Genomic DNA, 22,186 nt, shown 5'->3' with positions numbered 1-22,186 from the left:
GTCTTCATTCGAGACTAGCATAACGCCACACCACAAGCGATGTCCCAGGCATGGTCATGTCACAGCATGGTCTCTGGGCAGAAACACAGAAGCAGCGATTTCGTGCCCGTCTGCCGGATGGACCTGAACACCTGCCAAGGTGAATCACGATCGTGAATGAGGATTGAAATGGAATATCGTCAACTGGGTGGTTCGGGGTTCAAGGTCCCCGTCCTGAGCCTCGGCACCGGCACGTTCGGCGGCGGCAATGAGTTCTTCAAGGCCTGGGGCAACACCGATGCCGACGGGGCGCGGCATCTCATCGACATCTGCATCAATGCCGGCGTCACCATGTTCGACAGCGCCGATGTCTATTCGAATGGTCTCGCGGAAGAGGTGCTCGGCAAGGCGATTGCCGGGCGCCGTGACAAGGTGCTGATTTCCACCAAGGCGACCTTCCGCTCCGGCGACGGGCCCAACGATGTCGGCTCCTCGCGCTTCCACCTCACCCAGACGATCGAGAAGTCGCTGAAGCGCCTCGGCACCGATTATATCGATCTGTTCCAGCTCCACGGCTTCGACGCCATGACGCCGGTGGACGAGGTGCTCTACACGCTCGACACGCTCATCCGCGCCGGCAAGATCCGCTATATCGGCGTTTCCAACTTCTCGGGCTGGCACCTGCAGAAATCGCTCGACACGTCCGACCGCTACGGCCTGCCGCGCTATGTCGCGCACCAAGCCTACTACTCGCTGGTCGGCCGCGACTATGAGTGGGAGCTGATGCCGCTCGGCCTCGACCAGGGGGTCTCGGCCCTGGTGTGGAGCCCGCTCGGCTGGGGCCGCCTCACCGGCAAGCTGCGTCGCGGCGCACCGTTGCCTGAGCGCAGCCGCCTGCACACGACGGCCGAGAACGGCCCGCCCGTGCCGGACGAGCTGCTCTATCGCGTGGTCGATGCGCTCGATGCCGTCGCCGCCGAGACCGGCAAGAGCGTGCCACAGATCGCGCTGAACTGGCTGCTGCACCGCCCGACCGTGGCGACCATCATCGTCGGCGCCCGCGACGAGGCGCAACTGCGCGAGAACCTGGGCGCTGTCGGCTGGTCCCTGACACCGGAGCAGATCGCCAAGCTTGACGAGGCCAGCACCGTCACCCTGCCCTATCCCTATTGGCACCAGCGCGGCTTTACCGAACGCAATCCGGCGCCGGTGTGATCAGTTCCTGCCCTTGTCGAACAGGGGCAGCCTGACGCTCACACGGGCGCCCCGGCCAGGGGCGTCCGAAATCTCGACCGTGCCGTCATGGGCTTCGGCCAGCGTGCGCACGATGGCCAGCCCCAGACCTGCCCCGCCAGTGCCGCGGCTGCGCGAGGTTTCGAGCCGGCTGAAGGGCTCCAGCAGAATCTCCCGGTGGTCGGGTGGAATACCTGGCCCCTCGTCATCGACGATGAGGACAATCGTTTCTCCGTCGCGCAGGGTCTGTACTTGCGCCGCCTGGCCATATTTCAGCGCATTGTCGGCGACATTGGCGACGATGCGGCGCAAGGCCAGCCTGTCACCGAGCACATTCGCGCCCTCGATGCCAGTTCCCGGTGCGAAGACGATGCGCGCACCAGACGCCTTTCGATCAGCGACCTCTGCCCGAACGATCTCCTGGAAGTCGACGATCTCCTGAGAGAGCTCGCCCGCCCCTGCCCGGCTCGAGAGCAGCGCATCGTCAAGCAGCCGCACCATGTCGTCGATATCGGCGATGGCTCGTTGGCGTTCCGTCTCCTCTGGTATGAAATCCGCCCGCAGTCGCAGCCGCGTGGCGAAAGTGCGCACGTCGTGGGAAATGCCGCCGATCAGCGCCATGCGCGCGCGCATCATGCCCGTGAGGCGCCCCTGCAGCCGGTTGAAGGCGTTGATGACGGCGCGAATCTCCGGGGCGCTACCCCTCGGTTGTGGCAAGGGCACCGGCGCATTGGAAAGATCGACCCGATCGACGGCGGCGGCCAGGCGCACCAGCGGCTTGGTCTCGCGCTGCATCACCAGAAGCGCAAGCAAGGCGATCACCGTGCCGAGCAGGCCGGCCACGAAACCAACGGGCAGGCCGAAGCGGTTCACCGCAACCGGGCTTCTGGTGTCGATCACCAGGGTCCGGCCTGTCTTCAGGCCGATGCGGAACTCCAAGCCGTTATTGGCCAGGGCGGCCAGCCGGCGCAGGCGGTGGCCAAAGGAAAGATCGGGCGAGATCGTCAGCGTCAACGGACGCCCGCCGAGGACCTGTTCATAGGGCCCGCGCTCGCTGGTATCGACAGAGGGAAGGAAAGTATCGGCATCGCTGCCGGCGGAGACCAGGCTCGGCTCGAAGGTAGCAGTGGTCGCGGCCGCCAGGATCAGAGGCGCCTGCCGGCTATCCGCGCCTTCCAGCAATTCCACCAGCGCCGCAATGCGCGCCGGCGGCGGCCGCGCGCTCTCCATGCCGTGGCCGCGCGCCCAGTAATGACTCGCCAGCAGCACGATCCAGACCGCGATCAAGCCGACCAGGATGATCAGCGCCATGCGTGTCGCCAAGGTAAAGCGTAGCATCATTGGATCTGCTTCACCGGCGCAGTGAAGAGATAGCCGCCGTTTCGGATGGTGGAAAACAGGTTGGAGCCGGGGCTCGCGGCCTCCAGCTTCTTGCGCAAGCGCGAGACCAGCATGTCGACGGTGCGGTCGAAAGGATCGGCCGAGCGCCCCCGCGTCCAGTCGAGGATCTGCTCACGGCTCAACACCCGGCGCGGGCGCTGGATGAAACAGGCGAGCAGGTCGAATTCCGCGCTGGTCAGGGCGATGGGGCTACCGTCATTCTCGACCTCATGGAAGCTGCGCGCATCGATGTCGAGGATGAAACGGTCGAAGGCATAGCGGCGGCTGGCGATCTGAGGCTGGCTGATCTGCATCCGGCGCAGGATCGCCCGGATGCGGGCCAGGAGCTCGCGAGGGCCGAAGGGCTTGGCGAGATAATCGTCGGCGCCCATTTCGAGGCCGACCACCCGGTCGATCTCATCGCTCTTGGCCGTGAGCATCAGGATGGGGATGGTATTCGCAGCCCTGAGGCGGCGGCAGATCGACAGGCCATCCTCACCCGGCAGCATCAGGTCGAGCACGATCAGGTCCGGGCGTTCGCGCTGCAGCACCAGATCCATCGCCCGGCCGTCCTCGGCCACCTCGACGGCAAAGCCCTCGCGGCGCAGGAAATCCGCGACCAGGCGGCTGATTTCCGGGTCGTCCTCGACGATGAGAACAAGGTTCGCTGCGTCCTTCATAGCGCCAGTCTTCAACAGAGCGGAGCGGCCAGCAAGACAGCGACGCCCGTTTTTACAAATCGTTACACGCGGGCGATCAATCGATAACAAAAGTTGTGTAGTGGTGAAACGGTATCGACATGTCCACCGCAACCTCCCCTGGTTCCCGGCGCGCAGCGCCCTTCCCCGAACAAGGAGAGAGTTCATGACGAGGCTTATCGCCATTCCTGCCCTTGCCGCCATCCTGTCCGTCGCCGCCATCGCGGACGCCAATGCCGGTTCCTGGAGCCGCTCACATTCCGTCACCGGCCCGCGTGGCACCACAAGCTGGGGCAGTTCGGGCAGTTGCTCCGGCGGTTCCTGCTCCTGGCAAGGCGGGGGCACCGGCTTCCGCGGCAACAGCTGGAGCCGTCAGGGTCAGGCCACCTGCAGCGGCGGCACTTGCAACTGGAACGGCGAGTTCACCGGCCCGCACGGCAACACCCACGACTATGGCGGCTCCTTCCATTACTGAGGCCTGGCCGGCCCGGATCTCGTTCCGGGCCGGCTTTCTGATGCACAGCCGGTTGTCGCTCGAGTAACCCGATGTTGGCTCATACCTTCGCCCTGGAAGTCCGCCTGATCATTCTCGTCACCGCTATCGGTTTCATGGTGCTGGAATATGCCCTCGGCCGGCTTGCCGGCCATGAGACCCACGATCTCAAGGAGAGCGCCGCCACATTGGGCGTCGCATTGGGGCAGAACCTGATGCGGGGCATCGAGGCCGTGGTGATCGCCATGCCCTTCGTCTTCGTCTATGAGCACCGCCTGTTCGACTTCGAGCAGACCAGCCCGTATGCCCTGGCCGCGCTCTTCATCGGCAGCGAATTCCTCTATTACTGGCATCATCGTGCCTCCCATCGCATCCGTTGGATGTGGGCCACGCATTGCGTGCATCACTCGACCACCAAAATGAACCTGACGGCCGCGATCCGCCTGGGCTGGACCGGCAACATTTCCGGCAATTTCCTGTTCTTCCTGCCGCTGGCCCTGCTCGGCTTTCATCCCCTTGCCATCGTGGCCATGCTGGGGGTGAACCTGATGTACCAATTCTTCATCCACACGGAGCTCTCGCCGAAGCTCGGCCCGCTGGAATGGGTGCTGAACACGCCAGCGCATCATCGCGTGCACCACGCCTGCAACCGCTCCTGCCTCGACAAGAATTACGGCGGCATCCTGATCGTCTTCGACCGGCTCTTCGGCACATTCGCCGAGGCCCCGAAGGACCGGCCGCTGCGCTATGGCCTCCTCGGGGTTCCTCCGAGCCTGAACCCGCTGCGCATCGCTCTCGGCGAGTGGGCTGCGATGTTCGGAGATTTCTACAGAGGTTCCTCATGGCCGGAGCGTTGGCGAGCCCTCTTTGCTCCACCTGGCGCCCCACGTTCGCGCAAGCCACGCCGCGACGTGACCGCTTCCCTTTTCAACCACCCGCCTCGCCTGTCTGGAGAATGACATGAACGGATCTCTCACCCGCACCCTGACGATTGCGGGTCTCGCCCTCGGTGCCCTCGTCCTGCTGCTGCCGACGAGCGCTTTTCCGCAGATGTCGCCGGAGATGAAGAGCCAGGCGCGTTCGATGCTCAAGCCCTGCCTGCCGGAGTACCGAAAATTCTGCAGCAATGTCGAAAAGGGCAATGGCCGGATCGTGCAGTGCCTGATCAGCCACAAGGACGAACTCAGCGCTGCCTGCAAGCAGGGCATGATGAGCGTTAGGGCACTCAAGAACAAGCAGGGCTCCGACCAATAGGTTGTCGGCTCATCCCCCGGCGGGCGCGGCGTCGATGACGCGGAACTGCACGCGCTCCCGCCCGCCATAGCGGTCGACGCTGAGCGTGCCCGCCACATGGATGGCTTTGCCGCGATGGCCGATGAGCGCATCGCCGAGCGGCTGGCCGATGGCACGAAAGGCGATGGCGTCCACCAGAGCGGCGTCATGCCCCCTGAGGCGCATGCGAAGGTGGCTCTCGCCCACCGCATCGGCGAAGGCCAACTGGTGGGCCGGCAACGCCAGGATCGGCTCCGGATTGCCCTGGCCATAGGGGCCGGCGCGGTCGAGCATCTCGACGAGGCCGGTGGTGGCGCCGGCGGCCGAGAGCGCCCCATCGATCTCTATCGCGGCACTGGCGCGTGCCGCCTCCACACCGGCGGTGAGTTCCGCCTCCAGGAAAGCCCGGAAGGCGCCGAGTTCGGACTGTGCCAGGGTCACGCCCGCTGCCATGGCGTGGCCACCGCCCTTGGAGAGCAGCCCACGCTCGACGGCGAGACGAACGGCACGGCCGAGATCGACCCCACCGATGGAGCGGCCCGAGCCGGTGCCGACGCCTTCCTTGTTGAAGGCGATGGCGAAGGCCGGGCGGCCGAAACGCTCCTTGAGGCGCGCCGCGACCAGCCCGACGACGCCGGGATGCCAGTTGCTCGAAGCCGTGACCACGGTTGCGCCCTTCTCCTCCAGGCCAAGGGAGGCAATGGCTTCGTTGAGCGCCTCCTCGAGCATGATCGCCTCTACCGTCTGCCGTTCGCGGTTGAGACGGTCGAGAGTCGCGGCAATCGAGGCCGCCTCCTGCTCGTCCTCCGTCAGCAGCAGCCGCGCGCCCAATGCCGCATCGCCGATGCGGCCACCGGCATTGATACGGGGGCCGAGCAGGAAGCCGAGATGATAGGGCCGCGGCGGCCCATCCAGCCGCGCCATGTCCATCAGGGCCCTCAGGCCGGCCCTCTGGCGCTGGCGCATCACGGCGAGGCCGCGCGCCACGAAGGCCCGGTTGAGTCCCTTCAGCGGCACGACGTCGGCCACCGTGCCGAGGGCGACCAGATCGAGCCGCGACAGGAGATCCGGCTCCGGGCGCGCGGTCGTCCACCAGCCGCGCCGTCTCAACGTCCGGCTGGTGGCGACGAGGAGAAGAAAGGTCACGCCGCAGGCGCACAGATGCCCCTGGCCGGAGAGGTCGTCGAGACGGTTGGGATTGACCACGGCCACCGCCGGGGGGAGCGCCTCGCCGGCCTGGTGATGATCGACGACCAACGTCTCGAAACCCATCTCCGCCGCCTTGCCCAGCACCTCGACACTGGTGGTGCCGCAATCGACGGTCACCAGCAGGCTGGCGCCGTCGGCCCGCAAAAGGCGGATCGCCTCCTCGTTCGGGCCATAGCCCTCATAGATGCGGTCGGGAATATGGATGCGCGGGGCCAGCCCCGATTCGCGCAGCCAGCCGGAGAGCAGCGCCGAGGATGTCGCCCCGTCGACGTCGTAATCCCCGAAGATGGCGATCTTCTCCTGCCGCATCACCGCATCGGCGAGCCTCTCGGCCGCCGCGTCCATATCCGTCAGGCGTGAGGGATCGGGCATGTAATGGCGCACCGTCGGCGCCAGAAAGGCCTCCGCCTCCTCCGGCGTGACGCCCCGCCCGGCCAGGACGCGTGCGAGGAGATCAGGCTGGCCGGCACGCTGCGCCAGCGCCACCGCCTGCATCTGGCCCTGGCTGTCGAGGCGCTCGCGCCAGGCCTTCCCCGTGAAGGAAGATTGCACGTCCAGAAAAAAACGCGCTGAAGTTGAAGTGGCTTGCATGGCTCAAGCATATCGGCGCTCAACACCGCTTCGCCACAGATTTTCTGCCGGATTACGCAGCTATTTCGCCTACCTTCCTTGACGTCGCCTCACAATCTGCCATTAACCGCCTCAGAGTGGTCACACGGTTCGGGCGACATCCATGACAGCAAAAGCGGGTGCCTCCGAATCTCGTATTTCGCCGAGCCTGGCCCTTGCGGCGCTCGGCGTCGTGTATGGCGATATCGGCACCAGCCCGCTCTATGCTCTGCAAACAGCCATCGATTCCAGCGGCCCCGGCGGAGCAACGCAGCCCTGGATCGTGATGGGCGTGGTATCGCTGATCTTCTGGGCGCTGATCCTGATTGTTTCCCTGAAATACGCCATCCTCATCCTCCGGGCCGACAACCGCGGCGAAGGCGGCATCGTGGCCCTGCTCGCCATTCTCGAAGGCAGTGGGCGGCGCAGGGGAGGTCAGAGCGCCATCCTCCTGGTGGTGGGCCTCGTCGGGGCCGCCCTGCTCTACGGCGACGGTGCGATCACGCCGGCCATCTCCGTGCTTTCCGCCATCGAGGGGTTGGAGGTGGCCGCACCCTCGCTGGTGAAGATCGTCGTGCCGCTCACGGTCGTCATCCTGCTCGCCCTCTTCCTGATGCAGCGCTATGGCACCGGCCTGATCGGGCGCCTGTTCGGACCGATCATGCTGCTCTGGTTCATCGCCATCGGTCTGCTCGGGGCTTTCGCCATCGCCCGTGATCCCGCCATCCTGATGGCGCTCAACCCCTTCGTCGCCCTGCATTTCCTGCTGAACGCCAATCCAGCCGTCAGCTTCGCCGTGCTCGGCGCCGCCTTCCTCGCTGTCACCGGCGGCGAGGCGATGTATGCCGATATGGGCCATTTCGGCCGCAATCCCATTCGCCTCGCCTGGTTCGTCGTCGCCCTGCCAGCCCTGGTCTTGAACTATCTCGGACAAGGTGCCCTGCTGCTCAGCGATCCGAGCGCCGCCAACAATCCGTTCTACAATCTGGTGCCGGCCTGGCTGCACTTCCCCATCATCATCTTCGCCACGGCCGCGACGGTGATCGCGAGCCAGGCCATCATTTCCGGCGCCTTCTCGCTCGCCCGCCAATCCATGCAGCTCGGCCTGCTGCCGCGTCTCACCATCAAGCAGACGGCGCATGACGAATTCGGCCAGATCTATGTGCCTACCGTCAACTGGTTGCTCTGCATCGGCACCATGGTGGCTGTGGTCGGCTTCGGCTCTTCTGCGGCACTGGCCGGCGCCTATGGCATCGCCGTGTCGCTCCTGATGGCCATCACGACGCTGCTGGCTGCGCTGGTGGCGCGGCAGTGGGGCTACAACCTCTTCCTCGTCATCCTGGTCAACGGCGCCTTCTTTATCGTCGACGTCATCTTTGTCGCCGCCAATGGCATCAAGCTGTTCGAGGGCGGCTGGTACCCGCTGCTGCTTGCCGTCACGGTCGCCATGCTGATGCTGACCTGGCGGCGCGGCCAGATCCTCGCCGAAAACGCCCGCAGGCACCTGCGCGTCGAGGAGACGACCTTCTTCAACACGATGGAGGCCGAAAAGCCTGTCCGCCTACCCGGTACCGCTGCCTTCCTGAGCTCCGCCTCGTCCGGCATGCCGCTCTCGCTCAGCATCTTCCTGCGCCACACCCATGCCATTCCCGAACGGGTCATGCTGGTGACGGTCGAGAGCGCGGAGATCCCCCGCATCAAGGAGGAGGACCGGGTGGAAATCATCCCGCTGCGGCCGGACTTCCAGCGCGTCGTCCTGCATTTCGGCTTCATGGAGGAACCGGACGTGGTGCGCGGCCTGCGCCTGGCCCTGCAGCGCGGCCTGATCCCGGATGTCGATCTCGCCAGGATGTCTTTCTATATCGGCAGCGAGACCGTGATTCCGGCCAAGAAGCTCCCGGGCATGGCCTTCTGGCGTGAAGTGCTCTACGCCATGCTCCAGCGCAATGCCGAACGCTCGGCCTCCTATTTCCGCATCCCGGCCACGCAGGTGGTGCAGCTCGGCGCCGAGATCGAAATCTGACACCGCTTGCCATTCGGGGTTTGTCGACGGTGTAGCCCGGACTATCGTCGGCCAGCGACTCTTCCGAGGACAATGGGCCGGGCATTCATGAAACTTGGTTTTATCGGAACGGGGGCGCTCACCTCCGCCGTGGTCTGCGGGCTTAAATCCCACGCCGACAACTCCGTGCCGGTGCTCCTCTCGCCTCGCAGCCAGCAAATCGCCGCCGATCTGGCCTCCCGTTATCGCGATGTACGGGTTGCCACCGACAATCAGGCCGTGCTCGACGAGTGCGATACCATCATGCTCGCTGTCCGGCCTCAGGTTGCACGCGAGATACTTTCAGCCTTGCGCTTTCGTCACGGCCATCATGTCGTCAGCCTGATCGCCACCCTGTCCCGCGAGGACATCACAGGCCTCGTCTCTCCGGCGACACGCATAACCAAGGCCCTGCCCATGCCCATGATCGCTCAAAGGCAAGGCGCGACGCTGATCTACCCGTCCGATCCTGATATGGCGGACTTCTTCGGGCGGTTGGGAAAAGTGATTGCAACCGACGATACCGATGAATTCAACGCCCTGAGCGTGGTCACCGCGACATTTGCCACCTACTTCAAATATCTCGATACCGTTTATGGCTGGCTGAAGGACCGTGGCGTCGCCGATGCGAAAGCCAGTGATTATATCGCTACGATCTACAAGGCCCTGGCGCACGCGCCGGACACGGCGTCGGACCCTGGCTTCATGCACCTCGCCGAGGAATATGCAACGCTTGGCGGCATCAATGAACAGATCCTGCGCGAACTGATGGCCCGGGGCATGTTCGACGCCCTCGCTGAAAGCCTGAGCGGCGTGCATCGACGCATCCTGGCGTCCCAATCGTGAGACCGGCCGGCCAACCTGCGCGGATCAGGTGGGCTCGTGCCGCAACAAGGCTTCCAGTTTCTGTCTGAAGATGGTTTCGTCAAGGCTGAATGCTTGGTCGTAGTCTCCCGGGCCGCCGACGACCCAGTGGTAATCCAGGCCGATATGCCGGCTCACCCACAAATAGGTGCTCTTGGTGAAATTCTCTGGGAAGATTTCCAGCATCTTCGTGCCCGGCCGGCAAAAGGCCAGATTACCGAGCCCGGCGCCATGGACACCGATGACGATATCGGCTTCGCTGAAAGAACGAACCTGCTCGGCGTGATTGTCGGCCCGCGCCTCGAAGCGCTCGAAACCATGCGCCTTCGCGATCTCGAAAAGGGCATCCTCGTTAAGGAGGCGCCGGATCTTGCTGCCACCGCGTGAGAAGAACAGGCGGCGACCGCTGCCCCCCGGCAACCCGTAATGGTCACGGAAGATTTCGGCCATGCGATGCACGGGAGCGGCATCCGCGAAGTTCCATTCGGCATTGCCGGCCTCGAAGGACAGCCACAGCGCCTCCTCCACCGGCACCTTCGCATTCTCAGCCAGTTCAACCGTTCGCAGCCCCGGATAAGCCTTCTCCAGCAGGGCGCAGGCCTGTCTCAGGATCGCCAGCCGAGCGGGCGTGCACACCAGGGTGAGCGGCATGCCCCTGGGATGCAGCCTTTCCAGATAATCCACCAGCGGCACGAGGTCGTGGAACAGCGCGTGGTAGTAATTGTCCGTGCGGGGGAGGAAATGGCAGCGCCCGGCGATCGGCGGGTCCTGGCGCAGGGTTCTCGCCTTGGCGAAGTTCCAATTGGCCGTTCCCTCCTGCAGCATCACCACGGCCTGATGCGGCGGGGTCATGATCAGCCCGACATGGCCCAGCAATTCCGCGTCGCGAATCGTCACGGCAATCTGGCGCGCCTTGGCGGTAGGCTCGCCCGCCCAGTCGCCCGCCAGCGTATCGTATGGCCAGCATTTGTCGCGGACGAACGCCGTTTCCTCTGGAATAAACAGGGTTGGCAGGTCGAAGGATCGGTCTTCCAGGATCTGCGTTGCCGCCTTGGCGGGATGAACAGCCTTGGGATAGAAGGAAAAGCGGCGGCGCAGGACGCCTATTTTGCCTATGGTTGCGTGCGTCGCCTGCCAGCGCCAATAGCGGATGTTGAAACGCTTGCGAAATCCGGATTTGACGCGGGCCATTTCTACCGTTTGATTGCCATTGAATAGCCAAGCGGCTATAGCCGCGCGATTACCCTCTGTCTATTGAGTCAGACCTTGAAAGCTATCATTCTCGCCGGCGGCATGGGCACGCGCATTTCCGAAGAATCGCATCTGCGCCCCAAGCCCATGATCGAAATCGGTGGCCGCCCGATCCTCTGGCATATCATGAAGATCTACAGCCATCACGGCATCAACGACTTCGTGATCTGCCTCGGCTACAAAGGTTACATGATCAAGGAGTATTTCTCCAACTACTTCCTGCACAATGCGGATGTTACGATCGACGTCGCCAGGAACGAGATCACCTATCACAACCAGAAGGCAGAGCCCTGGCGGGTGACCATGGTCGATACGGGCGAGAACAGCATGACCGGCGGCCGCCTCAAGCGTGTGGCCCCCTACCTCGCACCTGGTGAACCTTTCTGCTTCACCTATGGCGACTGCGTCGGCAATATCGACGTTACCGCCCAGATCGCCTTCCACAAGAAGCACGGCAAGCGCGCCACTCTGACAGGCGTCACGCCGCCCGGGCGCTATGGCTCGATCACCATGGATGGCGACCGTATTACCAGCTTCGTCGAGAAGCCGCCTGGCGACAACACCCTGATCAATGGCGGTTTCTTTGTGCTCGATCCGAGCGTCACCGATCTCATCCCCAACGACACAACCCCCTGGGAAGCCTCGCCCCTGGAAACCCTGGCTGCGGATGACGAACTGATGGCCTGGCGCCACAATGGCTTCTGGCATCCCATGGATACGTTGCGCGACAAGAACCATCTCGAACAGCTGTGGGCACAGGGCAAGGCCCCCTGGAAGGTGTGGGCGTGAGCGGGGTACTGCCAAAGGCTGAATTCTGGCGCGGCAGGAAGGTCCTTCTCACCGGCCATACCGGATTCAAGGGTAGTTGGGCGGCCCTCTGGCTGCACAGGCTCGGCGCCGAGGTTACGGGCTTTGCCCTGCCGCCGGAGGCGGACCAGCCTCTCTTCGAGACCGCCGGCGTCGAGCGCAGCATCCGCTCGGTGTTCGGAGACCTCCGGGACCTTGCCGCGGTCAAGTGTGTCGTGGATGAGGCGCGGCCTGACGTCGTGCTGCACCTGGCGGCGCAAGCCCTGGTGCGCCGCTCCCTTGCCGATCCCATCGAGACCTTTGCCTCCAATGTGATGGGCACCGCTCATCTGCTGGAGGCTCTGCGCGGCAGCGAGGGGCTCAGGGGCATCCTGGCCGTGACGTCGGACAAGGTCTATCTCAACGAGGAGAAGGGCACCGCCTTCCTTGAGAGCGACAAGCTCGGCGGCAAGGATCCCTATTCCGCCTCGAAGGCGGCTTCCGAGATCGTCGCCTATTCCTACGCGCGCTCCTTCTTCGACAAGGCCGGCGTGCCGCTCGCCACGGCCCGTGGGGGCAATGTCATCGGCGGCGGCGATCATTCGGCCAACCGTCTCGTGCCCGACATCGTGCGCGCCGTACGGAGCGGCAGGACGCTCGAACTGCGTCATCCCGAGGCAACGCGTCCCTGGCAGCATGTGCTCGACTGCGTGAACGGCTATCTTGTTTACGCCGAGATGCTCGTGGATAGGCCGGACACACCGCACGCCCTCAATTTTGGGCCCGATCCCAACCACCCCCTGCCCGTCGCCGCCGTGGCCGATGCCGTCTTCGCGGCCCTCGGCCGCGAGCCCGACTGGATGCACAAGCCCGTTCCCGGCTCCATCGAGATGAAGGCGCTCACCGTCGATTCGAACGAAGCGCGCCGTGTGCTCGGCTGGCAGGACCTGCTCGCCGGACCGCCCAGCCTGGAATGGACGGCGCAGTGGTATGCTGCCGAGGCCGCGGGCCAGGACATGCGCGCCTTCACCCTCGATCAGATCTCCCGTTTCTCAACACTCTGAGGCAATTGCCATGCCCCTCGTCCCCAATTGCCGTTTCTGCTCGACGCCGCTGACCACGACCTTGTGCGATCTCGGCTCCATGCCGCTCGCCAACGACTATCGCCTGCCCGACGACAAGAACCCCGAGCGCAGTTTTCCGCTGCATGCCCGCGTCTGCCCCAGTTGCCTGCTGGTGCAGGTCGACGATTCCGTGCCGCCCGATGCCATCTTCTCCGACTATGCCTATTTCTCCTCCTATTCGGACAGTTGGGTCGCCCACGCCAAGCGCTACGCCGAGGCGATGATCGGGCGCTTCCATCTCGGCCCGGATTCGCTGGTGGTGGAGATCGCCTCCAATGACGGCTACCTCCTGCAGCATTTCAAAGCGGCTGGCGTACCGGTGCTCGGCGTCGAGCCGGCGGCGAATGTGGCCGAGACGGCGCGGGCCAAGGGCATCGACACCGAGGTCGCCTTCTTCGGCGTCGAGACCGCCCGGCGCCTCGTCGCTCAGGGCAAGCGGGCCGATCTGATGGCGGCCAACAACGTGCTGGCTCACGTGCCTGATATCCGCGACTTCGTCGGCGGCTTTGCCACGCTCCTGAAGCCGGAGGGCGTGGTCACCTTCGAGTTCCCGCATGTGCTGAACCTGATCGAGAAAGTGCAGTTCGACACCATCTATCACGAGCACTTCTCCTATCTCTCGCTGGTGACGGTGGAGAGGGTGTTCGCTTCCGTCGGCCTCAAGGCCATCGACGTCGAGGAATTGCCGACGCATGGCGGTTCTCTCCGCCTCTATGCGGCGCCCGTCGGCTCCAGCCATCAGCCCTCGGCTCGCCTCGACGCCCTGCGTGCCAAGGAGCATGCCGCCGGTCTCGACACGTTGACCGGCTACGAGGGCTTCGCCGCCAAGGTCGCCGAGGTCAAGCGCGGCTTCCTCGCCTTCCTGGCCGAAGCAAAGGCCGCCAACAAGAAGATCGCCGCCTATGGCGCGGCGGCCAAGGGCAACACCTTCCTCAATTTCTGCGGGGCCACGCCGGCCGACATCGTCGCCGTGTTCGACCGCTCGCTTGCCAAGCAGGGCCGTCTTCTGCCCGGCAGCCAGATCCCGATCCACTCGCCAGACAAGATCAGCGAAATCGCGCCCGATTATCTTGTCATCCTGCCCTGGAACATCGCCGAGGAAGTGATGGAGCAGACCCGCCCGCTGATGCCGGCGGGCAGCCTGTTCGTCACGGCCGTGCCCCACATCAAGATGACGCCGTGACCTTCACCGAAACCAAAATCCCCGGCTGCTTCCTGATCGAGCCCCAGCCATGGCGCGATGACCGCGGGTTTTTCGCCCGCATCTACTGCCCCGACGAGTTCGCGGCGGCGGGCATCGACTTCACCCTGGCGCAGAGCAACTTTTCGCGCAACGACAAGGCCTTCACCTTGCGCGGCATGCATTTCCAGGATCCGCCCCTCGCCGAAGCCAAGCTGGTGCAGGTGGCGCGCGGTGCCATCTTCGATGTCGCCGTGGACCTGCGCCCGGAAAGCCCGGCCTTCAGGCAATGGGTCGGCGTTGAGCTGACGGCCGAGAAGATCAACCAGTTCTACATTCCCGAAGGTTGCGCCCACGGCTTCCTGACGCTGACCGCCGACACCGATGTGCTCTACGGCATGGGGCGCAGATATGTGCCCGGCCATGCCCGCGGCTATCGCTATGACGACCCGGCCTTCGCCATTGCCTGGCCGCACTCGCCGGCTTCCCTCTCCCAGGCCGACCAGACCTGGCCGGCCTTCGCTGGATAACGCATGGCGAAATTGCCCAAGCCCAGAGATCATACGCCCCATGGCCAGGGAATCACGCTCGCCGGGCGCCATTTCGTCATCAGGGGGCTCAAACGGCACCTGTTCGGCGATTTCTACTACCGAGCGATGATCGCGAGCTGGCCGCGCTTCTTTCTTTCCGCGGCGGTGGTGTATCTCGGCGTTGCCGCGATTTTCGCGCTGGCCTTCTGGTGGGGCGCGCGCCTTGGCTACCCACCGGTCGCCAATGTCCAGACTGGTGGCTTCCTCGACCATTTCTATTTCTCGGTCGAGACGCTCGCCACCGTCGGCTATGGCGACATGCATCCGCAGACGCAGTATGGTCACATCCTGGCGACGATCGAAATCTTCCTGGGAACGATGTCGATCGCCGTCCTGACGGGCCTGGTGTTCGCGCGTTTCTCGCAGCCAAAGGCACAGATCCTCTTCACCCAGAAGCTGGTGGTCTCGCGCTATGACGGCAAGCCGGTGCTGATGGCGCGCTTTGCCAATGCCCGCCACAACCTGATCTCGGACGCCACCGCCAAGCTCTGGATGACGCGGCTGGAGACCAATCAGGAGGGCGCCCGCTACAGACGTTTCCACGCCCTCAAGCTCGATCGCAGCGAGAATCCTCTCTTTGCGTTGAGTTGGACGCTGATCCACGTCATCGACGAGACCAGCCTGCTCCACGACATGGACGCCGCTGCCCTGGAAGCAGCCGATGTGAACCTGATCGTCACCGTGCGCGGCCGCGACGAGACCTCCAACGACGATGTCCATGCGCGCAGGATCTACAGGCACCAGGATATCGACTGGCATGCGAGCTTTGCTGACATTCTCACGCCTTCAGCCGACAGCTCCATCATCATGGATTATTCGCGGTTCCACGACACCATCCCACACAACCTGCTGACGAATGAAAACCGCCGGCCCGAGGAAACGGACCGGCGGCAGCTCTGAACGCCGTTCAGGGTTTGGACTCAGCGGCAGACCTTGCGCGACGTCCAGACCCAATGGCCATGATGGCGGACGTTGGTCTTCACGATCTTGCAGTGATGATGATGATGATACATCGTGGCGCCGACCGAAGCAGTGTCACGCGCCGGAGTAGCCGAAGCCGAGGCGGGAGCATAAGCGAGAGCGGCGAAAGAAAGAGCTGCGGCAGCGAGAACAATCTTCTTCATGATATTGGCTTCCTTGGGCAAGACGCTCCCCAGCGCTGCGAACAAACTAGCAGCCGTTCATGAATGCTTCTTGAACAGAACTGCTTAACGAGGACTGCCCGCGATCACGTAATTGTCATCGGACAACATCTCTCCTGAAAACGGTGAGACCGCTAAGTTTACCAACCCGAAATCTTCAATAGAAAATCACCTTCAACCTTGGGGTAGGCCTCTTCAGGTACACAGATCCTGGACGAGCTTGCAATTGCTACCTTTAGTGGAGCACACCGCCAAAGCAGCATCGCGCGCTTCCTTAAGGGTAGGCCCACGTTCGGCCGCGTAACCGCGGTCCGAGGCGGCCAGGGCGCCGCAATGGGGTGCCCGGTTCGCCTCGCTCGACACACGGCCGAAGCGCCGGTCGTCCCAGTCGTTGTACATGATCACGGCCAGCGAACAATCGGTGCGCGCGTTGTCCCTCTGGCCGGCGGCATGGCGGTAATAGCGGATGGCGGTGTCACGGGCCTCCTCGCGAGAGGGAGCACCATAGAAGATGCCGTTCCTGCCCGTGGACGGCGAGTAGGCGATGGCGCCCCACACGGCCCGGTCCGATGTCGTAACTGGATCGGGCTGGATGTCGCCGTAGCGCGTGTCCTTCTTCTCGGCCGCGAGGGCCGGGAATGCGAGGGTGGCCATGAGCACGCCCATCAGCAAAGTCTTTTTCATTGTTACTCCAATCAGGTGCAGCGCCGCGACGATCGGTTTCGGCGGCGGCGTGTTTTGGTCTGATTGCACGACCTGCAACGAAACCTACGCCATTAAGGCCGCTCCTTTGGCAAGAACCAAGGCCGACAAAACGGCAAGCGCACAAAGGGTGAAGGGTTGCTAGCCGGAAACTTTTGGTGGGCGGTGACGGGCTCGAACCGCCGACCCTCTCGGTGTAAACGAGATGCTCTACCAACTGAGCTAACCGCCCGGGTGGCGCGAGGGCCACGGCGTTTGTCTATTGCGCTTGCGCCCGCTTCGCAAGGCAAAAGAAAACGGCCGCGCCTGGAAGCGCGGCCGTTTCTGTTTCGTCAAGCTTCAATGCGCGACGACGGCGCCGGCATCGTCACCGGCAACCACCGGCGGGGGAGCATTCTTGTCCTCTTCCCAGACGATCGGCTCGGGCATGCGCACCAGCGCCTTGCGCAGAACCTCTTCCATCCGGGACACCGGCACCAGTTCCAGACTGTTCTTCACATTGTCCGGGAGATCGGCCAAATCCTTGGCATTCTCTTCCGGGATCAGCACGGTCTTGATACCGGCGCGCAGGGCCGCCAGCAGTTTCTCCTTCAGGCCGCCGATCGGCAGGACGCGGCCACGCAGGGTGACCTCGCCCGTCATGGCGACATCGCGGCGGACCGGGATGCCCGTCATCACCGAGACCATGGCGGTGGCCATCGCGATACCAGCGGACGGACCGTCCTTGGGCGTAGCGCCTTCCGGCACATGCACGTGGACGTCGCGCTTGTCGAACAGCGGCGGCTCGATGCCGTAGTCGATCGCCCGCGAGCGGACATAGGAGGCCGCCGCCGAGATCGATTCGCGCATCACATCCTTCAGATTGCCCGTCACGGTCATCCTGCCCTTGCCGGGCATCATCACCGCTTCGATGGTCAGAAGCTCGCCACCGACTTCCGTCCAGGCGAGGCCCGTCACCGCGCCGACCTGGTCTTCCAGTTCGGCCTGGCCGTAGCGATAGCGCGGAGCGCCAAGGTAATCCTCAAGCACCGCCGAGGTGACACGCACGCTCTTCTTCTTGGACATCAGGATGTCCTTGACGGCCTTGCGGGTCAGGTTCGAGATCTCGCGCTCGAGGTTACGCACACCGGCTTCCCGCGTGTAGCGGCGAACCAGCGTGACGAGCGCCTCGTCGTCGATGGCGAACTCCTTGGCCTTGAGACCGTGCTTCTGCACCGCATTGGGGATGAGGTGCTTCTTCGAGATCTCGACCTTCTCGTCCTCCGTGTAGCCGGCCAGACGGATGATCTCCATGCGGTCCAGCAAGGCGGGCGGGATGTTGAGCGTGTTCGCCGTCGTCACGAACATCACGTTCGACAGGTCGTAGTCGACCTCGAGGTAATGGTCGTTGAAGGTCGAGTTCTGCTCGGGATCCAGCACCTCCAGCAGGGCCGAAGACGGATCGCCACGGAAATCCATGCCCATCTTGTCGATCTCGTCGAGCAGGAAGAGCGGATTCTGCTTCTTGGCCTTGCGCATCGACTGGATGACCTTGCCGGGCATCGAGCCGATATAGGTGCGGCGGTGGCCACGGATCTCGGCCTCGTCGCGCACGCCGCCGAGCGACATGCGGACATACTCACGGCCCGTCGCCTTGGCGATGGACTTGGCGAGCGACGTCTTGCCGACGCCCGGAGGACCGACAAGGCACAGGATCGGGCCCGTCAGCTTGTTGGCGCGCTGCTGCACCGCGAGATACTCGATGATGCGGTCCTTGACCTTCTCCAGGCCATGGTGATCGGCATCCAGGATCTCCTGGGCATGCGGCAGGTCCTTCTTGATCCGGGACTTGTCGCCCCAGGGCAAGGAGATCAGCCAGTCCAGATAGTTGCGCACGACGGTGGCTTCGGCGGACATCGGCGACATCTGGCGCAGCTTCTTCATCTCGGCCTGCGCCTTGTCGCGGGCCTCCTTGGAGAGCTTCGTCTGCTTGATCTTCTGCTCAAGCTCGCCGAGTTCGTCCTTGCCTTCCTCGTCGCCCAGTTCCTTCTGGATCGCCTTCATCTGCTCGTTCAGATAGTACTCGCGCTGCGTCTTCTCCATCTGGCGCTTGACGCGCGTGCGGATACGCTTCTCGACCTGAAGGACCGAGATTTCGCTTTCCATCAGCGAGAGAACCTTCTCCAGGCGCGCCGGAATCGACAGGATCTCCAGCACTTCCTGCTTGTCCGAGATCTTCACCGCCAGATGGGCGGCAATGGTGTCGGCCAGCTTGGAATAGTCCTCGATCTGGGTCACCGTGGCGACGACCTCGGGCGAGACCTTCTTGTTGAGCTTCACATAGCTCTCGAATTCGGACACGACGGAACGGGCCAGGGCCTCGGCCTCGACCTTCTCGCCGCTGCCATCGCCCAGAACCTCGGCCTGGGCCTGGTAGTAGTCGTCATGGCTCGAATAATGAATCACCTTGGCGCGGTCCACACCCTCGACCAGCACCTTCACGGTGCCGTCGGGCAGCTTCAGGAGCTGCAGGACCGTGGCGAGCGTGCCGAGCTTGTAGATCGCATCGGTGGCCGGATCGTCCTCGGCGGCATTGAGCTGCGTCGCCAGCAGGATGTGGCCGTCGGTACGCATGACCTCTTCCAGCGCCCGGATCGACTTTTCCCGGCCGACGAAGAGCGGAACGATCATATGCGGAAATACGACGATGTCGCGAAGCGGCAGCACCGGAAAAGTACCGACAGTGCCAGCGGGCACCGGGGGACGCTGTTTATTCGTTGTCATTGCTTATCCTTTCCTGCGCCGTATCACGCTGCAATAGCCGTGCCAGCGGCGCCACCCTCCATGATCAACGCGAGACCCGACCCTGAAGGCATTCCCAACCGCCCCGAACGGGCGCAGTTGTTTCGATGCTGATTAGGTGGAGAGCAGTGAGCACAGTGTCAAGCCAGCCCGTGCCTGTAAATTGAGCTGGTCTGACTTTCTTTTACTCTCAACAAATTGCCTGTGTAATTTGGCACAGACCTGATCGAAAATTGCACCGGATCCTTGCCTTTCATCACCGGCAACTTGGTCGTTTCAAGCAAAAACCATGCTGGGACGTGGAAGTGTTGGCAGCCAAACGGCTTTGATTCGACCGGCTATTCCAAGAGGTAGATTAATCCCCAGGCTCCCGAGGCGCAATCCGCGGTGATGCGATCAAAGGTCTGCCGCGATCAAACCTTGTAACAAACCCTAACAGGGAAGTGCCGGCCTTTGCGGCCGGCACTGCAGAATATCAGGGCTTGCGGACGAGTCTCAGGCAGTCGAGGAGACTTCCTGCTTCTCCGAGTAGATGAAGAGCGGCTTGGCCGCGCCATCCACCACCTCCTTCGAGATCACCACTTCCTCGACTCCGTCGAGGCCAGGCAATTCGAACATGGTGTCGAGCAGGATACCCTCCATGATCGAGCGCAGGCCACGGGCGCCGGTCTTGCGTTCGATCGCCTTCTTCGAGATCGACGACAGAGCCTCTTCCTGGAAGGTGAGGTCGATGCCTTCCATCTCGAACAGGCGCTGATACTGCTTGACCAGAGCGTTCTTCGGCTCGGTCAGGATCTTGATCAAAGCGGGTTCGTCGAGATCCTCAAGCGTCGCGATCACCGGCAGGCGGCCGACGAACTCAGGGATCAGGCCGAACTTCAGCAGATCTTCCGGCTCGACTTCGCGGAAGATCTCACCGGTGCGGCGATCTTCCGGCGTGGTCACACGTGCACCAAAGCCGATGGACGTACCCTTGCCGCGGCCCGAAATGATCTTTTCGAGCCCGGAGAAAGCGCCGCCGCAGATGAAGAGGATGTTGGTGGTATCAACCTGCAGGAATTCCTGCTGGGGATGCTTGCGCCCACCTTGCGGGGGAACGCTCGCCACCGTGCCTTCCATGATCTTCAGGAGCGCCTGCTGCACACCCTCGCCCGAGACGTCGCGGGTGATCGAAGGATTGTCCGACTTGCGGCTGATCTTATCGACCTCGTCGATATAGACGATGCCGCGCTGGGCACGCTCGACGTTGTAGTCGGCCGCCTGGAGCAGCTTGAGGATGATGTTCTCGACATCCTCGCCGACATAACCGGCTTCCGTCAGCGTGGTGGCATCGGCCATGGTGAAGGGCACATCGATGATGCGGGCCATGGTCTGGGCCAGCAGCGTCTTGCCCGAGCCGGTCGGCCCGATCATCAGGATGTTGGACTTCGCCAGTTCCACGTCGCTGTGCTTGGTGGCATGGTTGAGGCGCTTGTAGTGATTGTGCACGGCCACGGAGAGCACGCGCTTGGCCTGCATCTGGCCAATCACATAATCATCGAGCACCTTGCAGATCTCGCGCGGCGTCGGCACGCCGTCACGTGATTTTACCAATGAGGACTTGTTCTCCTCACGGATGATGTCCATGCACAGCTCGACACATTCATCGCAGATGAAAACGGTCGGGCCGGCGATGAGCTTGCGAACTTCGTGCTGGCTCTTGCCGCAGAAGGAGCAGTAGAGCGTGTTCTTCGAATCGCTGCCGGCCTTGGTCATGGCGTCCCCCTTTCGGGCTCTCTCGGCGGAACACAATTCCGCATAATTCCGCAGGATACCATTCTGCGGGATAACATTTCGTTAGGCAAAGGCCATGCCATCAGCTTGGCCCCTGCCATTCTCGGTGCGAGCGCACCAGATTTCAGCATGATGCTGGAATCTAGCGTCGCCCGCGTCAACAGGTCATTAACGATATCCATCGCAACGAACTGTGGCGAAACTCTTGCGCGCCGGGGATTCGAGCCAAGAATTCCAAGGCTAGAATCCCAAGATCTGTCTCAGGGCTTCGTGCCCGTTTCCTCCGGCCGCTTCTCGAGCACCTGGTCGACAAGGCCGAAAGCCTTGGCCTGCTCGGCGTCCATGAAGTTGTCGCGCTCGAGAGCCTCCTGGATCTTCTTGATGTCCTGGCCGGTGTGGCGGACATAGATCTCGTTGAGGCGCTGCTTCACGCGGCGGGTCTCCTCGGCGTGGATGAGAATGTCCGTGGCCTGGCCCTGATAGCCGCCCGAGGGCTGGTGCACCATGATGCGGGCGTTGGGCAAGGCGAAGCGCATGTTCTTCGCGCCGGCCGCCAGCAGGAGCGAGCCCATGGACGCGGCCTGCCCGACGCAGAGCGTCGAGACCGGACAGCGGATGAACTGCATTGTATCGTAGATCGACAGGCCGGCGGTGACCACGCCACCCGGCGAGTTGATGTACATGGCGATCTCTTTCTTGGGGTTTTCCGCCTCAAGGAAGAGCAACTGGGCGACGGCGACGGAGGCCATATAGTCCTCGACCGGGCCGGTCAGGAAGATGATGCGCTCGCGCATCAGGCGTGAATAGATGTCCCAGGACCGCTCGCCCCGGTTGGTGCTCTCGACCACCATCGGGATCAGGTTGTTGGTGTAGTAATCGACAGGGTCGCGCATCAATTATCTCCAGAAGGCGAATCTAGGCATTCGGTGTTCCCTCTCAGGGCGGGGACTGCGGGCTCATTTGTCAAGTGAACCTTCGCCCCGGCGGCAAGAACGGGCAGGCACCGGAAGGGTCGAGAGCGGGGCCCCGCCCACGTCAGAGGGAGCCCCTCTGTCGCAAATGTGTCGTCCAAGTGCCTC

The 22,186-nt window shown here is 63.3% G+C and carries 20 protein-coding genes and 1 tRNA gene; 11 read left to right on the top strand and 10 right to left on the bottom strand.

Annotation, left to right across the window (positions count from 1 at the left end):
- Positions 1 to 168 precede the first annotated feature (168 nt).
- Positions 169 to 1,194, top strand: coding sequence for an aldo/keto reductase (locus QQL24_RS09935; protein ID WP_284311817.1), 1,026 nt, complete (start codon positions 169 to 171; stop codon positions 1,192 to 1,194).
- Here QQL24_RS09935 and QQL24_RS09930 read toward each other — a convergent pair whose 3' ends face one another.
- Complete coding sequence (locus tag QQL24_RS09930; protein WP_284311816.1) at positions 1,195 to 2,553, bottom strand: ATP-binding protein; 1,359 nt, start codon at positions 2,551 to 2,553, stop codon at positions 1,195 to 1,197.
- Positions 2,550 to 3,272, bottom strand: a complete 723-nt coding sequence (locus QQL24_RS09925; protein ID WP_284311815.1) for a response regulator — start codon at positions 3,270 to 3,272, stop codon at positions 2,550 to 2,552. The genes QQL24_RS09930 and QQL24_RS09925 overlap by 4 nt, the downstream gene beginning before the upstream one ends.
- A 184-nt stretch (positions 3,273 to 3,456) precedes the next feature.
- Here QQL24_RS09925 and QQL24_RS09920 point away from each other — a divergent pair, with 184 nt between their 5' ends.
- The 3 genes from QQL24_RS09920 (at position 3,457) to QQL24_RS09910 (ending at position 5,037) form a co-directional block, all read left to right on the top strand.
- On the top strand, positions 3,457 to 3,765 hold the full coding sequence (locus QQL24_RS09920; RefSeq protein WP_284311814.1) for a hypothetical protein: 309 nt from the start codon (positions 3,457 to 3,459) through the stop codon (positions 3,763 to 3,765).
- Positions 3,766 to 3,836: 71 nt separating this feature from the next.
- A complete protein-coding gene (locus QQL24_RS09915) occupies positions 3,837 to 4,742 on the top strand; it encodes a sterol desaturase family protein (protein WP_284311813.1) in 906 nt (301 codons plus the stop codon).
- 1 nt (position 4,743) lies between these two features.
- Entirely contained in the window at positions 4,744 to 5,037 is a 294-nt protein-coding gene (locus tag QQL24_RS09910; RefSeq protein WP_284311812.1) for a cysteine rich repeat-containing protein, read from the top strand.
- A gap of 9 nt (positions 5,038 to 5,046) precedes the next feature.
- Here the strand turns inward: QQL24_RS09910 and recJ are convergent, their stop codons facing one another.
- Positions 5,047 to 6,855 (bottom strand): single-stranded-DNA-specific exonuclease RecJ, encoded by a 1,809-nt coding sequence (gene recJ / locus QQL24_RS09905; protein ID WP_284311811.1) that lies wholly within the window; start codon positions 6,853 to 6,855, stop codon positions 5,047 to 5,049.
- A 142-nt stretch (positions 6,856 to 6,997) separates the two neighbouring features.
- Between recJ and QQL24_RS09900 the strand changes: the two genes are divergently transcribed.
- Complete coding sequence (locus tag QQL24_RS09900) at positions 6,998 to 8,896, top strand: potassium transporter Kup (RefSeq protein ID WP_284311810.1); 1,899 nt, start codon at positions 6,998 to 7,000, stop codon at positions 8,894 to 8,896.
- A gap of 87 nt (positions 8,897 to 8,983) precedes the next feature.
- On the top strand, positions 8,984 to 9,760 hold the full coding sequence (locus tag QQL24_RS09895; RefSeq protein ID WP_284311809.1) for a pyrroline-5-carboxylate reductase: 777 nt from the start codon (positions 8,984 to 8,986) through the stop codon (positions 9,758 to 9,760).
- Between the two features lie 24 nt (positions 9,761 to 9,784).
- Here the strand turns inward: QQL24_RS09895 and QQL24_RS09890 are convergent, their stop codons facing one another.
- A complete protein-coding gene (locus QQL24_RS09890) occupies positions 9,785 to 10,969 on the bottom strand; it encodes a glycosyltransferase family 61 protein (protein ID WP_284311807.1) in 1,185 nt (394 codons plus the stop codon).
- A 75-nt stretch (positions 10,970 to 11,044) separates the two neighbouring features.
- On the opposite strand from QQL24_RS09890, the gene rfbF reads away from it, so the two are divergent.
- The 5 genes from rfbF to QQL24_RS09865 are packed head-to-tail and all read left to right on the top strand — an operon-like array spanning position 11,045 to position 15,609.
- The gene (gene rfbF / locus QQL24_RS09885) at positions 11,045 to 11,818 is read left to right on the top strand and encodes a glucose-1-phosphate cytidylyltransferase (protein ID WP_284311806.1); all 774 of its coding nucleotides are present in this window, start codon (positions 11,045 to 11,047) and stop codon (positions 11,816 to 11,818) included.
- Positions 11,815 to 12,879, top strand: a complete 1,065-nt coding sequence (gene rfbG, locus QQL24_RS09880) for a CDP-glucose 4,6-dehydratase (protein ID WP_284311805.1) — start codon at positions 11,815 to 11,817, stop codon at positions 12,877 to 12,879. The genes rfbF and rfbG overlap by 4 nt, the downstream gene beginning before the upstream one ends.
- A 10-nt stretch (positions 12,880 to 12,889) precedes the next feature.
- Positions 12,890 to 14,122 (top strand): class I SAM-dependent methyltransferase, encoded by a 1,233-nt coding sequence (locus QQL24_RS09875; protein WP_284311804.1) that lies wholly within the window; start codon positions 12,890 to 12,892, stop codon positions 14,120 to 14,122.
- Positions 14,119 to 14,649 (top strand): dTDP-4-dehydrorhamnose 3,5-epimerase, encoded by a 531-nt coding sequence (rfbC, locus tag QQL24_RS09870; RefSeq protein ID WP_284311803.1) that lies wholly within the window; start codon positions 14,119 to 14,121, stop codon positions 14,647 to 14,649. Before QQL24_RS09875 ends, rfbC begins: the two co-directional genes overlap by 4 nt.
- Positions 14,650 to 14,652: 3 nt before the next feature.
- Positions 14,653 to 15,609: an ion channel gene (locus QQL24_RS09865; RefSeq protein WP_284311802.1), complete on the top strand. Its 957-nt coding sequence runs from the start codon at positions 14,653 to 14,655 to the stop codon at positions 15,607 to 15,609.
- Positions 15,610 to 15,629: 20 nt separating this feature from the next.
- Here the strand turns inward: QQL24_RS09865 and QQL24_RS09860 are convergent, their stop codons facing one another.
- From QQL24_RS09860 to QQL24_RS09835, 6 genes are all read right to left on the bottom strand, one after another.
- Positions 15,630 to 15,833 carry a hypothetical protein gene (locus QQL24_RS09860; RefSeq protein WP_284311801.1) on the bottom strand — a complete coding sequence of 68 codons (204 nt, stop codon included), beginning with the start codon at positions 15,831 to 15,833 and terminating at the stop codon, positions 15,630 to 15,632.
- A gap of 213 nt (positions 15,834 to 16,046) precedes the next feature.
- On the bottom strand, positions 16,047 to 16,535 hold the full coding sequence (locus tag QQL24_RS09855) for a DUF4189 domain-containing protein (protein ID WP_284311800.1): 489 nt from the start codon (positions 16,533 to 16,535) through the stop codon (positions 16,047 to 16,049).
- Positions 16,536 to 16,709: 174 nt separating this feature from the next.
- Positions 16,710 to 16,785, bottom strand: a tRNA-Val gene (locus QQL24_RS09850).
- A gap of 107 nt (positions 16,786 to 16,892) precedes the next feature.
- Positions 16,893 to 19,316, bottom strand: coding sequence for an endopeptidase La (lon, locus tag QQL24_RS09845; RefSeq protein WP_284311799.1), 2,424 nt, complete (start codon positions 19,314 to 19,316; stop codon positions 16,893 to 16,895).
- A 513-nt stretch (positions 19,317 to 19,829) separates the two neighbouring features.
- The gene (clpX, locus tag QQL24_RS09840; RefSeq protein WP_284311798.1) at positions 19,830 to 21,089 is read right to left on the bottom strand and encodes an ATP-dependent Clp protease ATP-binding subunit ClpX; all 1,260 of its coding nucleotides are present in this window, start codon (positions 21,087 to 21,089) and stop codon (positions 19,830 to 19,832) included.
- A 278-nt stretch (positions 21,090 to 21,367) separates the two neighbouring features.
- A complete protein-coding gene (locus tag QQL24_RS09835; protein ID WP_284311797.1) occupies positions 21,368 to 22,000 on the bottom strand; it encodes an ATP-dependent Clp protease proteolytic subunit in 633 nt (210 codons plus the stop codon).
- Positions 22,001 to 22,186 lie beyond the last annotated feature (186 nt).

This window comes from Labrys miyagiensis (genome assembly GCF_030160835.1).
Classification (GTDB): domain Bacteria; phylum Pseudomonadota; class Alphaproteobacteria; order Rhizobiales; family Labraceae; genus Labrys; species Labrys miyagiensis.
Note: the sequence above shows the minus strand (reverse complement) of the source record. Positions and strands in the feature narration are given on the sequence as shown.